We start from the raw sequence: 12654 nt of genomic DNA, 5'->3' as shown, positions 1-12654 counted from the left end.
GCAACACTGCCTGAATTGATTTATCTAAAAACTGGGGCGGCCAATCCTAAATTGGGTTCGTTCTGGCAAAAAGCACGTCGCGCCCTATCTCGCATTTGGGTCTCCTCTCGCAAGCTATTCCATTGTTCCTGCACCACCTCCTCGTCTGCTGGTCGGAGCATAAAGCTTATGCGACGCGCGTCGGCGTTTGGTGAGAGAATAACGCTCGTAGCGGTCCAGCGCTACCATGCGACGCAATTCCTGCGTGTTGTTATAGCTAAGCTCAAACTTCGCCATCAATTCTGCGCGCGTCGAACGGATCCGCAGCAGCTCAAGTTGAGCCCGCGCAAACTCGGCGGCCGAGACCAACTGCTCTTCACCAGCGCCATCTCCCGTTACCGTTTGAGCAATGGCCTCAATCTTGGTTGAACTATCGGGACCGAGTGACAAGGGACAGGACAGACCGTGGCGGTACGCGTTGCGGCTCGATACCATCTTGCCGATAGCGCTCTTGGGACCTGTGCTCCACTTGGCATTGGCGCGGTTGGCAGCAATCTGCTTTTCGGTGGCCATGGGTTACCTACGCGACGTCTTTTTTGGCGGCGGCCGAATTGTCATTGACACGAGCCGGTTCGCGTTGACGGTCTGCTGCAGCCTTTCGCTTTTCAGTTTTCCGCAACTGTCGTTCGTGATCTTTGAGCAGCCCCTTGTATGTTGTCGCGCGGTTATCGGCCAAGCGATCGAACATTCTAAATTCGCCGCTCATTGCAATTGCCTGGCCCAAAATCCTTTCAGCCGTGATGCCAAGTTCGGCCGCGATTTCTTTGGCAAGCGTTTGTTTTTCTGGTTTGCCGAAGTAGTAGTCGTGCGCCATCAACTCTGCGCTGCGCGCAATACCAGCACACGCCGGCTGCAGCAAATATTGCAAAGCCGTAACGAATGCAGACTCAATCATTTGGAACCCGAGACGCTTGAACCGGTGGCCCTCCCAAATGCCGTCCGTGACCTCTTGAACCCTCAATTGAGAGAAAACATCATCGTTAGCGTTAAGCTGGGCCGCCACATGCGCCCGCAATAAATCGTACTTCTCTCGGCTTTCACCTTTCAATAAAGCCGGCTCCCCGAAAATCAGCGAAAAATCGGTTTTGCGCTCAGTTGTCATGACCAAATCCTCCTGTTGAAAACGAGTGAGAATTATCACTCCGATCGAGATCGACTACAAGTCGTTATATTGTAAAAATGCACTCCCTGAGTGCAATAATTCGCTTTCAACCTTGGGCCTGCGGAGTTACCCAACCCGAGCCGGTTTGGAGGTAACCATGCAGTATCTCGATGAAGCGCTGAAACTGGATGTCCGTTCATTGATGGCCGTGGCCATGAAAACGGGCAAGCAAAGCGCCTATTCAATCACACTAAGTTGCCCAACCGGCCAAGTGATCTGTCGCGACCTGCGCAGTAGTCCAGACCGGGTCGCTACCGTGTCCATCACAGTGAATTGGCCGACGAAAACCGGTGATCCGGTCTCTGGCGGTATTTTCCTAACCTTTCGCGGGTGGGCCGATCGCGCGACGGAACAGACGCTCTATCTCAGCGGCACGCCCGCTAAAGTCGGCGGCTGGTTGTGGCGGGCCACCTGTCCCGAAACGAGGCAATCGGTCCAGGCGCTTTATCTGGCGCCTGACGGCGACCGCTTTCTATCGCGCGACGCGACCGGCCTGAAATATCGGCGCGCCGACCCCGGAGCTGCTCGCTACCTGCGCCGCTGTTTCAAGCTCGCGCAAAAACTCAAAACCGATCATTTCGGACCGGGAATCGGAAAACCGCGCGGTATGAGTGACCGGACATTCGACAAGCTCGAATGGCAGTTGAAAAAAGAACACATCCGCTATCTCTGCGCCATTTTGAAAAAAACCGATCCCGAATTTCACGACGAGGATCCGGTGGCACCAAAACGTCCGCCTCTATCAGCCCTTCGTCGTGCCCCCCGTGTCAATTGCTCGAATTATTCTCGCGATAAATCAGGCGCCATTAAACTTGGAGCAAGGCTCGAAACGAAATTCGGAACATGGACTCGCGATCACAAGTAGCTCGCATAACCGATCACTTTGGAGCGGTACACTGGAGAGTAAAATGAGACCAGCTACTCAGCCGAACAAAATTGAGCGCCGTTCTTTCATCGGTGGCTCCGACGCCCGGATGATCATGGGCAGCGATGAGGCGATGTTGGTCCGTCTGTGGCGGGAGAAGCGCGGCGAGGTCGAGCCGGAGGATCTTTCCGATAATCTGATCGTCCAGCTTGGTACGGTTACAGAGGACCTCAATCGGCGCTGGTTTGAACGCAACTCCGGGCACGTCATCAAGGACGTGCAGCGACGGGTCCAGCATCCGGTCCTTGAATGGATGGCAGCGACGCTAGACGGCCTGGTGGATCCCGGTGGCGCGGTGTTCGAGGCCAAGTTCATGCTGCCCTGGACGTTCTCGGAAGAAGCCGCCGCCGAAAAGCACATGGCGCAGCTACAGCACAATATGTGGGTGGCAAACGCCCGGTCAGCGGTGTTGTCGATTATCACTGGCGGCGGCAAGTGGGTCGAGATGTCGGTTCATGCTGATCCGCTGTACCAACACCTGCTGCTCACCGCGGAGAAGAACTTCTGGCGCTGCGTGATGAGCGGCGAAGAACCCCGGCTGTTCGGGGTCGAGCCGCCACGACCGCGGCTGGAGGCGGTCCGCATCGTCGATATGAGTGGCTCCAATTCGTGGGCAGAGTTCGCAGCCACCTTCCGCCGGACCCGGCCGGCCTATCAAGAGCATGAAAGCGCCAAGGCCGACATCAAAAAACTGGTACCGGAGGATGCCAAGGAGGCCATTGGGCATGGCCTGCGGGCTAAACGCTCCAAGTCTGGAGCGATCAGCTTTGAGCTGATGGATGTGGAGGTGGCCGATGCACCGCTCCAGTGACACCATCGGCGCCATTGCCGCGGCGCTGGCCAAGGCCCAGGGCGAACTCGCTAACCCCGAAAAGTCCCTGAGTGCGACCATCCGCTCGCCGTTTCCACGCGAGGGAGACAGGACCTTCCGCTATGCCTCGCTGGCTAGCGGGCTTGATCTCGTCCGCAAAAGTCTGGGCCAGCATGAGATCGCCACGATCCAGACGACCGCCATCGATCAGGACAGTGGCCAGATCAGACTGACGACGCTTCTAGCGCATGCCTCTGGCGAATGGATATCCTCGGACTGGCCGGTCTGCGCCGTCAGCGAGACCGCTACCCCGCACCGGATGGGAGCGGCGCTAACCTATGCCCGACGCTATGCGCTGTTTGCCCTGGTCGGCATCGCCGGTGAGGACGATCTCGATGTCCCCGACCTCCTCACGGAGCCATCGCCTGTGATGCGCTCTGGTCCAAACCAACCTCCTCAGATCAGCCGCAACCCGTCCAACGACTCCATCCACAAACCCCGGCACCCAAAGCCGGTCCTTGGAACTGAACCTTCAGCAACATTGCGCGATCAGTTGGTCTCCGAGATTCAAGGCCTCAAAGACGGCGACGATCTTGCGCTGTGGGCGCATCGGCGACTGCCTGCGAAGAACACGCTCACAGCGGGCGACGCCCTTACGGTCGAGGCGGCCTATCAAGCGATCCTGAACGTAGCAAATCGCGATGTCAAAGTTCAGCCCAAGGTTCTAGGTCCGTCGTCGGAACCGACATCGACCAGCTCAGAAAACGGAGCGGCGGTCGCTATTGGTTCGGCGGTTGACGGTCAACAGCCGCCGACGGCTAGAACAGTCTTTCCCTTACGCAAACTAGTCCGGCGGAGAAACAAGGCCCATCTCGCTTTCGTCGCAGCCCAACCTTGCCTGATTTGCCAACGCTCACCCTGCGATTCGCATCATCTGAAGTTTGCGCAACCCCGAACACTAGGCCGAAAGGTCAGCGACGAATTCACCGTGCCATTGTGCCGGGATCACCATCGGGACCTGCACCGCTATGGAAACGAAACCGCGTGGTGGGCCAACGTTCAAATTGCCCCGATCGAGGTGGCAAGGGATCTCTGGCAGACCACGTTGCTTCAGCCAAATACTTCGATCGCAAAGGACGGCGTTGGCGAAATGGCGATGACGCTAAAGTTATAACCATTCGTTCTGCATTTGTCCTTCCATCACTAGGCCGAAACGCCATCTTTTTGGCACCACCAACGCTCGCCAAAAAACCGCGGCCAGGAGTTAACGACCATGGTCGACCAGACTGACAACCGATCCAATTCACCTTCCCGGCTAAAGATGCCCGCGGAGCTACAGGCGTTTTCAGAGCCGTGCGACCTGCTCCCAGGCGAAAGCCGAAGCGACTTTGAAGCAATCCGCCAAATGATGGTCGAGAACGTCCAGCCCGAAACCAATCTTGAATGGTTGTGGACCCTTGATCTCATCGAATTGTCCTGGGAGATCCTGCGTTATCGTGGCCTCAAGCAGCGTGTTCTGGCGGAGTACCGCCACTGCGCGATCAGAGCGATCCTACTGCGACTAGACGGCGAAGGGATGTCAGCCGAACAATTCCCCCACCTGGAATTTCAAGTCGGGCGGGTCGTTGCAGAATGGCGCAATGATGCAGATGCCGCGGTCGAAATCGAGGCAAGACTGCGACAACACGGCTTCGATGATACCGTCGTGAATGCGGAAGCATTTTACCAGGCACAAGGATCATTTTCAATGTTCGATGATCTCATGCACGCGGCGCAAAACCGACGCATGGTATTGCTTCGGGAAATCAGCATCCGACGCGAGTTTGCAAAACGCGCTAGGAGGTCGTCAGACGCTGTAATTGATGGAAAGTTTGAGCGCGTTTCCAAAGCCGGTCTGACTGATGTTCGCAAACAAGCCTTTTGAAAGCTATTCTGCTGGATCGCGACGGACGAGACCCGCAATCGTAAATAGCGGAAGTGCATCAGGCTTGAAACAAGACGGCATATCGACCGGCCGGCCGTTTCAGACAGGATCTGGCGGCGCCACCCAAACCGTCATTGCGCAAGATGTCTCGCTGAGCGATTGTGAATTCGCTTTTGCTGTCGAGTGGCGTCCGTCGCATAGTCTGAAAGTGCTTGACTCCGAACGGCCGATTAGAGAAGCGGACATATGGCGGGAACGGTCGGTCCAATTCTATCAGGGCCACTGACCCTTTGATCCAGATCATTGCGCTCAGCAAGTAACCTCTGCTGTTGTCCTCGCCACTCCAGAGTTTATCTCGTGCATATCGGTCAAGGATCGCCGCCGTACACCGACTTCTGTCGATGCGGCGCTTGCCGCAGTAGTCAAAAGGGTCTTGTAGCACTGCTGGCTCTGCGTGCTGATTGTTGCATTGCAACCATAGTCTACCAATCTCGTTATGCCCGCGCACGACTGTTTTAGTTGAAAACAAACAAGGAGAGCGTCATGCAAAAGCGAAGCGCGTCCTCGCCCTTTCATGCTGAAAGCCTAATTTTCGAATCAACTTTCGGCTCGGCGAAAGGTTGTTGGCCGGTTCAGTTCCGCGGGCGGCGCCGCTTCTCTCTTCAGAGAATGCCGAGACCAGCGGTGCAACCAAGTTGCTCATGAGTCATCAGGTGTGGCTGGGCCTTGATTAACGACAAAAAAACGTCCGAGGAGGAGATAATCATGCCCATCGATTCGATTTTGTTTTCAGTCGTCCTAGTCGCCGTATTGGCCTTTGTAGCAACGCTACTCTTGGCGGACTTCCAGTCCCGATCACTGTAGCAGCTTGATCGCTGCGCGGTCTGGTTAAGTTCACGGCTTTTTTTTACCATTGGGTCCGCTGCTTCATCGGGGCGGGCGCCGAGGCGGAGAATGGCGAGGATCAACGGTGATGAGAAAGCTTCTTTGCAAATCGGGCATTGGAATCGGTCTTGCGCTGGTTTCCTCTGCGGCACTTGCTGCCACTCAGGAAGAGCTGCTGGGGGCGCTTTTGGGCCAAATTCAAATGTATGTGCTCATTGCATTCGTGATCGTCGTTATCGCCGGCGTTTACTTCATGAGGTCACGAGACAAGCGTCAGACGCCATTGAATGAAATATTCAAGGGGAGCAGGACGATTCACTCAGTTGGGCCTAACGCCTCAATCACCGAGTGTGTGCGTTTAATGACCGCTAGCAAAATCGGCGCTCTGATGGTCATGGATGATGGTCGGCTGATAGGCATTTTCACAGAGCGGGACGCGCTGAACAAGGTGTTGGCTAGCAACCTTGATCCACGCAACACGAAAGTGTCCGAGGTGATGACGAAAGACCCATATTGCATTAGTCCGGCGACGACAGTCAGCGACGCGATGCAATTGATCACCGAGCGGCGATTCCGGCACTTGCCGATTGTGGACAACGGCAAGGTGCTTGCCGTTGTATCGAGCGGCGATCTGACCCGCTGGCTGGTACAGGACCAGTTAGGAGAGGTTCAAGAGCTCGTCAACTTTGCCGCCCGGTAAGGACAATCGTGCGGTGCGCTAATGGCATGTTTGCGTGATACAAAAATGTCGGTTGAACGTCCGCTTACGGCGTAGCGCCGGTCGTGCTCCCGACTTAGATCTGACTGCGAGGCGTTCAGCCAAAACAGGGATATGATCGAACCGCGCCATCCGAATAGCGCCGTTTGATTTAAGTCAAAGACGCTGCTGCGCGGATGATTTCACTAGAGAGGTTGTAGCTGAGGAGCTTCCGAGCCATTTTCGATGCAAAATGCGGACGCTTTTGGGTTGTTTTTCCATACCCAGAAGCGTCCGCTTTCGTTTCCTTGAACCGATCTAATGTGCGAGATTTACGCAAACGACGACGCTTCGTGGCGTTTGAGCCAAGGGAGATTTGGTATGAAGACGATCACCGCGCTAATCGCGCTGGCTGTCGGAATTGCGCTGGCGACGCCTGTCTTGGCGGAGGATGACCAGACCAGCGGAAACTATTGGCTACACGAGTGCAAGAAAGACCCTAAGCAGCTGGCACAATCGAGTGGGTCTTTCCAATATGGGTGGTGCTTTGGGGTCGTTTATGGTCTCAGCATACATCCGCTAATCTGCGTTCCCACTCAAGTTCCCGTTGTGCAGGAGATGGACGTCGTATTGAAGTACCTCGATGTTCATCCTGAAACGCGTCACAAGTCATTTAGGCTTCTGGCGCTGGAAGCTCTCAAAGAGGCTTTCCCCTGTGCGGATGGTGAGAAAAGCAAATGATCATGAGCTATCGCTTAGCGAGACGCTGAGGGAAGCAATTCTGAACCCGCTGAATGCGGTTAGCCAAGCACAAAAATCTCGGCACCTTGCGTGTGCAATTCCTTATGGGATCGGTCCAATTGCACAAACCAGGGAACCGACGCGTGGTCGAGTTACTGCTCTTGAGTTGCTGGTGTGGCAGTCCTTCTAAATCTGGGACTCGACGCTACAGGAGATACGAACGTCCCCATCCACAGCTTCGTCGTGCGTGAGACGATTTTTTAACGGCCTTCATTCGATATACCGGGTCGAGACCCAGAGCATCCAGGACGTCGCGATAGGATCAATAGCCTTTCTCCCCCCAAGCGACTTCATCTCCGAATCGATCTCCGAATCGATGGTTGTCCCGTGCTGAGTTCGACAAAAGCGGGACGGTGAACTCATCGCTGACCTTGCGCCCCATCGCCCGGGGCTGGGCGAACCGCAGATGGTGGGCGTCAGCGGTGCTTCTGCCGCATTTGCATATCATTCCCGCTTGCACGTCGCCGCAATGCTGCAATTCGGCCCCGCGCGATTGATTTCGCTCAAGCGCGAGGAGCGCATTTTCGGCGAAAAGCAGCGTAAGCTGCATCAGCACGGATCAAGCAATGTCATTTGAACGCATCCTGCGGTGGGCCCTCGTCTCGATCGCGGTTACCGGGTTGGCTGCCGGTATTGCCGCCCACGCCGTCGGCCGGCAGGACCTCGCCGATCTCTGCTGGTGGTTCGCGACCGCGCCTGTGGTGGCGGGACTGGCGGTCTCGATCGTCCGGGATTTCATGGCCGGTCGGTTGGGCGTCGATGCGATCGCGCTGGTGTCGATGAGCGCTGCACTCGCGCTCGGCCAGCCGCTCGCCGGCGCGGTCGTCGCGCTGATGTATTCGGGCGGCAACGTGCTTGAGGATATTGCTGTTGCACGCGCCGAGCATGATCTGCGCTCACTGGTCGACCGCGCGCCGCGCGAGGCGCATCGTCTCATCGATGATCACATCGAGGAGGTGCCGATATCAGATGTCGCCGTCGGCGACCGGCTTCTGGTGCGGGCGGGCGAAATCATTCCGGTCGACGGTGTCCTCGGCTCGAGCGCGGCAACGATCGACGAGTCGGCGCTGACCGGCGAACCGATCCCGGTGGTCAAGACGCGCGGCGCCGCCATTCTTTCGGGCTCCTTGAACGCCGGCGAGACCTTTGAACTGGCGGTGTCGGCGGCGGCGGGCGAAAGCACCTATGCGGGCATCGTGCGACTGGTGACCGCGGCGCAGACCGCGAAGGCGCCGTTCGTGCGGCTCGCCGACCGTTATGCGCTGATCTTCCTGCCGGTGACGCTGGTGCTCGCCTTTGTCGCCTGGCTGATCTCGGGCGATCTGATCCGCTCGCTCGCCGTGCTGGTCGCGGCGACGCCTTGCCCGCTGATCCTGGCAGCCCCCGTCGCCTTTATCGCCGGGGTCGCGCAGGCGGCGCGGCGCGGCATCCTGGTCAAGGGCGGCGGGCCACTGGAGGCGCTGGCGCGCGCCCACACCGTGCTGTTCGACAAGACGGGGACGCTGACGGTCGGCGGCGCGCGGCTGCTCTCGGTCGAGGTCGCACCCGGAGAATCGGCGGAGGAAGTGCTGATGTTGGGTGCTTCGCTCGAGCAGGCGTCGCATCACGTGCTCGCCCACGCCATCGTCGAGGCCGGGATCGCGCGCGGCCTTACCCTCAAGGTGCCCGAGCAGGTCAGGGAATCCATGGGGTCCGGGCTGCACGGCGTGATCGATGGGCGCAAGGTAGCCGCCGGCTCGCGCGACATGATCTATGCCGGCGGCCCCGCCGGCGAATGGGCGTCGCGGGCGATCCGGCGCGCCTCGTGGCGGTCGGCTCTGATCGTGTTCGTCGCGGTGGAAGGACGGCCGATCGGCGCACTTCTGCTCGCTGACGAGCTTCGTTCCGACACGCCGAGGGCAATCCGCCTGCTGCGCGATGCGGGCATCGCCCGCATGGTCATGGTCACCGGCGACCGAGCTGCCGCCGCGCATGCGATCGGCGCCGCGCTCGATCTCGATTCGGTGCTAGCCGACCGCGTGCCTTCCGACAAGGTCGATGCCGTGCGCTCCGAGCAGCGGCTGCACCCGACCATCATGGTCGGCGACGGCATCAACGATGCGCCGGCGCTGGCTTGCGCCGATGTCGGCATTGCGCTCGGCGCCCGCGGAGCCAGCGCCTCGTCGGAAGCCGCCGACGTGGTGATCCTGGCCGATCGCCTCGATCGGGTCGGCGAGGCGATCCTGATCGCGCAGCGGGCGCGGCGGATCGCGGTCGAAAGCATTGTCGCAGGGATGGGGCTCTCGATCCTGGCGATGCTGGCGGCCAGCCTCGGCTGGCTGCTGCCGGTGCCGGCGGCGATCGTTCAGGAGGTGATCGATGTGGCCGTGATCCTAAACGCGCTGCGCGCCTTGACGCCCGGCTTCGGCCATGCCGGCCGGCGCATGACGGCTGCGGATGGGCGCGAACTGCATCGTGACCATCTGGCGCTGATCGGTGATCTCGACCGGCTGCGAGGAATCGTCGACGCGCTCGACGACGCCGCCGGCGAAAGCGGCGCCGCGCTGATCGCGGAGGCCAACCGGCTGGTGCAGGAGCAGGTGGTCGTGCACGAGCGCGACGATGAAGGCAGCGTCTATCCGCGGCTCGCCAGGATTCTGCGGGAAAGCCACAGCCTTTCCGCCATGAGCCGGGCGCATCGCGAGATCCTGCATCTCGCCCGCCTGCTCGCCCGCGTGGTCGAGGATTTGCCGACCGAGAAGGTCGACCGCTACCTGCTTCGCGACGCCCAGCGGATCATCGAGGCGATCGAGACCCTGGTGCGCATGCATACCGCGCAGGAAGAAGACATCTATGAAGCCGTGGCGGAGCGAACGGCGGCGTGAAAACGCCGGTGCGGTTCAGACCGCAACCGAATGCCGCGCGGTGGAATCGCGCAGGTAGGTGTCGAACACGGAAGCGACGATGCGCGCCAGCGGCAGGCCTTCGGCAGCAAGCGCCAGCTTTCCGCCTTCATAGGTCAGAAGCCCGTCTTGCTGCATCTGCAGCAATTCGGGAATCTCCTCGGCATACCAGGCTTCCGCAAGGCCCAGGTCGCGTCCGGCCGCGGCAAGGTCGACCTTTCCGTCGCACATGATTCGCTCGATCACGAGGCTGCGAAGCTGGTCTTGTCCGGTCAGCGCGTGGCCGCGGGCGATCGGCAATTTTCCCGCCGCCACGGCGCGCGACCATGCTCCGGTTTCGCTGGCGTTCTGGACGTAGCCTTGCGGCGTGCGGCCGATCGAGGTCGCCCCGATCCCGATCAGCGTCCGGGCGGCGTCGCTGGTATAGCCCTGAAAGTTGCGATGCAGGCGTCCCTCGGCTGCGGCGATGGCGAGGCTGTCTTGCGGCCGCGCGAAATGATCGATGCCGATCGGGATATAGCCGTTGTTGACCAGCGTTGCGGCAGCCGCTCTGGCCTGCTCGGCGCGCTCGGGCGCGGTGGGGAGGCTCTCGTCGGCGATCATGCGCTGATTCTTGGCGACCCACGGCACATGCGCGTAGCCAAACAGCGCGATGCGGTCGGGCTGCATCGCGACGCATTGCTCGACGGTCCGGCAAAGCGCCTCGGCCGTTTGATGCGGTAGCCCGTAGATGAGGTCGAAATTGACGTTCGGCACGCCGCTGGCGCGAAGTCCCGAAATCGCGCGCTCGACCATTTCGGGCGGCTGGATCCGGTTGATCGCGGCCTGCACCTTCGGGTCGAATTCCTGCACGCCGAAACTGGCGCGGTTGAAGCCCAGCGCCCCGATCTGCTGGATCATCGTATCGGCGAGCGTGCGCGGATCGCTCTCGATCGCGATTTCGGCGCCGGGTGTTAGCTGGAAGCGTTCGCCAAGGCGCGCCATCACGGCGGCAAGGTCCTCGGGCTCGAGCACCGTCGGGGTGCCGCCGCCGAAATGCAGGTGCGACACCGGCATCGGAGCGGGTAGCGCGTCGGCGACTAGGTCGATTTCGCAAAGCAGGTGCTGGACATAGGTGGCGACCGGCGAATAACGCGCCGCCAGCTTCATGTTGCAGCCGCAATACCAGCACTGCTGTTTGCAGAAGGGCACGTGCAGATAGAGCGAGATCGGCTCGTTGGGATCGAGCCCGCCGAGCCATTCTCGATAGTCGCTTGCTGCAAAATGCGCCGAGAAATGCGGCGCGGTGGGATAGCTGGTGTACCGGGGAACGTTGACTTTGCCGTATTTTTCGAAGGCGGAAGGCATCGCAATTTCTTTCAAATCGGCTGCCAGCCGCGCTCGAATGCCTGGCCCGCCAGATGTTCGCTTCAGTTACACACCTCAGTTGTTCTTGGCGCCTTCGCGAATCCATGCCCGGATGGCGTCGCGATCGCAGGTCGACAGCTTCTTCTTGCCCAGCGGCATGTGGGTTTCCGGAGCTCCGCGCCAGTCCAATAGCCACATCAGATTGCTGCTTTCGGGGTCGCCCGGGATCACCATCTTGCCGGACTTGGTGCCCTTCATGACGCCTTCATAGGAACTCAGATCAAGTCCGCTCTTTTCGTTGCCCTGGCCGCCGGGCTGGTGGCAGCTGAAACAATGTCCGACGAGGATCGGCATCACGTCGTCGGCAAAACTGGTCTTTGCCGTGGCGGCGCACAGCTGATCCGACGAGTTTATGATTTCCTCGCCGATGGTGCCTCCGATCGCCAGAAAGATCGCTCCGCCCAGAACTAACAGTCGCCGCCGCATGTGAATGTCCTTCTTTTCCCTTGGTATTCCGCCCAGCCTGGACGATCATACGAGCAAAGTCACGATAGCCGTACAGATGCGTCCGAGATTGACGCAAGTCAATAATAACTCCGGGCCGGACCGGCCGGGAAGCTATTCGGTATGGTAAAGGTCCGCGGCGGGCGGCCCCGGGGATACGAAATCGGCGGGTTAAAGATTGGGGATGTTAGGGAGCACGCAAAGAATTGGCGCCGAGCCGGTTTCCTGGCGCGACGAGGCCCCGTGTTGAAGGAAAAGCCATCTCTTCGATTCGTCCCGGCCGCATGAAATTTTTACGAGCGTTCTTGACGTAGCTCAATGAAGATCAGGAATGAAATTCATAAAAAAGGTTCTACATTGGAAATGGATTCCGTCGATGGTTGACTTCCGAGATGGCGTCACTTGGAAATTGTTCGAGGCCAATCGCTTGACCGAGCCGCTTATCTGGTACGTTTCCTACCGCTCGAACATTTCGCCGAAGCGCGACGACGGAGAGCGCAAGTTGACGCGCGCGACTCGCAAATTCAAGGATGAGGCCGAAGCGCGCCAATTTGCCGAGCAAATCATCGAAAAGGGCTGGAGCGCGATTGCCGGGACCCTGAATCCCCATACGCCGAAGAAAACCATCGCTTCCACGCAGATTCTCGATTGGATCGCCGGCAAGCACTGAAAGAATC

At 59.3% G+C, this 12654-nt stretch carries 14 protein-coding genes and 1 pseudogene; 9 read left to right on the top strand and 6 right to left on the bottom strand.

The genetic code is table 11. The annotated features are described in order from the left end of the window. Positions 1 to 114: 114 nt before the first annotated feature. Complete coding sequence (locus QZ213_RS14895) at positions 115 to 552, bottom strand: hypothetical protein (RefSeq protein ID WP_291686845.1); 438 nt, start codon at positions 550 to 552, stop codon at positions 115 to 117. Between the two features lie 7 nt (positions 553 to 559). Beyond that, positions 560 to 1141, bottom strand: a complete 582-nt coding sequence (locus tag QZ213_RS14890; protein ID WP_291686844.1) for a hypothetical protein — start codon at positions 1139 to 1141, stop codon at positions 560 to 562. 157 nt (positions 1142 to 1298) lie between these two features. On the opposite strand from QZ213_RS14890, the gene QZ213_RS14885 reads away from it, so the two are divergent. From QZ213_RS14885 to QZ213_RS14870, 4 genes are all read left to right on the top strand, one after another. Continuing rightward, entirely contained in the window at positions 1299 to 2066 is a 768-nt protein-coding gene (locus QZ213_RS14885; RefSeq protein WP_291686843.1) for a hypothetical protein, read from the top strand. 43 nt (positions 2067 to 2109) lie between these two features. Then, positions 2110 to 2937 (top strand): YqaJ viral recombinase family protein, encoded by an 828-nt coding sequence (locus QZ213_RS14880; protein WP_291686842.1) that lies wholly within the window; start codon positions 2110 to 2112, stop codon positions 2935 to 2937. Next, positions 2921 to 4111, top strand: a complete 1191-nt coding sequence (locus QZ213_RS14875) for an ERF family protein (protein WP_291686841.1) — start codon at positions 2921 to 2923, stop codon at positions 4109 to 4111. Before QZ213_RS14880 ends, QZ213_RS14875 begins: the two co-directional genes overlap by 17 nt. A gap of 99 nt (positions 4112 to 4210) precedes the next feature. Next, a complete protein-coding gene (locus tag QZ213_RS14870; protein WP_291686840.1) occupies positions 4211 to 4861 on the top strand; it encodes a hypothetical protein in 651 nt (216 codons plus the stop codon). Between the two features lie 662 nt (positions 4862 to 5523). Here QZ213_RS14870 and QZ213_RS14865 read toward each other — a convergent pair. Then, entirely contained in the window at positions 5524 to 5829 is a 306-nt protein-coding gene (locus tag QZ213_RS14865) for a hypothetical protein (protein WP_291686839.1), read from the bottom strand. Between the two features lie 5 nt (positions 5830 to 5834). Between QZ213_RS14865 and QZ213_RS14860 the strand changes: the two genes are divergently transcribed. Together QZ213_RS14860 and QZ213_RS14855 are read left to right on the top strand one after the other, a co-directional pair. After that, the gene (locus QZ213_RS14860; RefSeq protein WP_291686838.1) at positions 5835 to 6446 is read left to right on the top strand and encodes a CBS domain-containing protein; all 612 of its coding nucleotides are present in this window, start codon (positions 5835 to 5837) and stop codon (positions 6444 to 6446) included. Positions 6447 to 6824: 378 nt separating this feature from the next. After that, on the top strand, positions 6825 to 7184 hold the full coding sequence (locus QZ213_RS14855; protein ID WP_291686837.1) for a Rap1a/Tai family immunity protein: 360 nt from the start codon (positions 6825 to 6827) through the stop codon (positions 7182 to 7184). A gap of 403 nt (positions 7185 to 7587) precedes the next feature. Here the strand turns inward: QZ213_RS14855 and QZ213_RS14850 are convergent. Continuing rightward, a pseudogene (locus QZ213_RS14850) lies at positions 7588 to 7680 on the bottom strand (ERF superfamily protein); the annotation flags it as partial. Here QZ213_RS14850 and QZ213_RS14845 point away from each other — a divergent pair. Both QZ213_RS14845 and QZ213_RS14840 read left to right on the top strand, forming a co-directional pair. Beyond that, positions 7651 to 7821 (top strand): hypothetical protein, encoded by a 171-nt coding sequence (locus QZ213_RS14845; RefSeq protein ID WP_291686846.1) that lies wholly within the window; start codon positions 7651 to 7653, stop codon positions 7819 to 7821. The pseudogene QZ213_RS14850 and the gene QZ213_RS14845 sit on opposite strands and share 30 nt — an antisense overlap. Further along, positions 7811 to 10108, top strand: coding sequence for a heavy metal translocating P-type ATPase (locus tag QZ213_RS14840; RefSeq protein WP_291686836.1), 2298 nt, complete (start codon positions 7811 to 7813; stop codon positions 10106 to 10108). Before QZ213_RS14845 ends, QZ213_RS14840 begins: the two co-directional genes overlap by 11 nt. Before the next feature lie 15 nt (positions 10109 to 10123). On the opposite strand, the gene hemN is transcribed toward QZ213_RS14840, so the two are convergent. Both hemN and QZ213_RS14830 read right to left on the bottom strand, forming a co-directional pair. Continuing rightward, on the bottom strand, positions 10124 to 11473 hold the full coding sequence (gene hemN / locus QZ213_RS14835) for an oxygen-independent coproporphyrinogen III oxidase (protein WP_291686835.1): 1350 nt from the start codon (positions 11471 to 11473) through the stop codon (positions 10124 to 10126). Between the two features lie 75 nt (positions 11474 to 11548). Continuing rightward, positions 11549 to 11959, bottom strand: coding sequence for a c-type cytochrome domain-containing protein (locus QZ213_RS14830; RefSeq protein ID WP_291686834.1), 411 nt, complete (start codon positions 11957 to 11959; stop codon positions 11549 to 11551). Between the two features lie 427 nt (positions 11960 to 12386). Between QZ213_RS14830 and QZ213_RS14825 the strand changes: the two genes are divergently transcribed. Beyond that, positions 12387 to 12647 (top strand): hypothetical protein, encoded by a 261-nt coding sequence (locus QZ213_RS14825; RefSeq protein WP_291686833.1) that lies wholly within the window; start codon positions 12387 to 12389, stop codon positions 12645 to 12647. Positions 12648 to 12654: the final 7 nt, after the last annotated feature.

This window comes from Bradyrhizobium sp. (assembly GCF_017881085.1).
GTDB lineage: Bacteria > Pseudomonadota > Alphaproteobacteria > Rhizobiales > Xanthobacteraceae > Bradyrhizobium.
The sequence above is the reverse complement of the archived record's forward strand: the minus strand, read 5'-3'. Positions and strand labels throughout refer to the sequence as shown.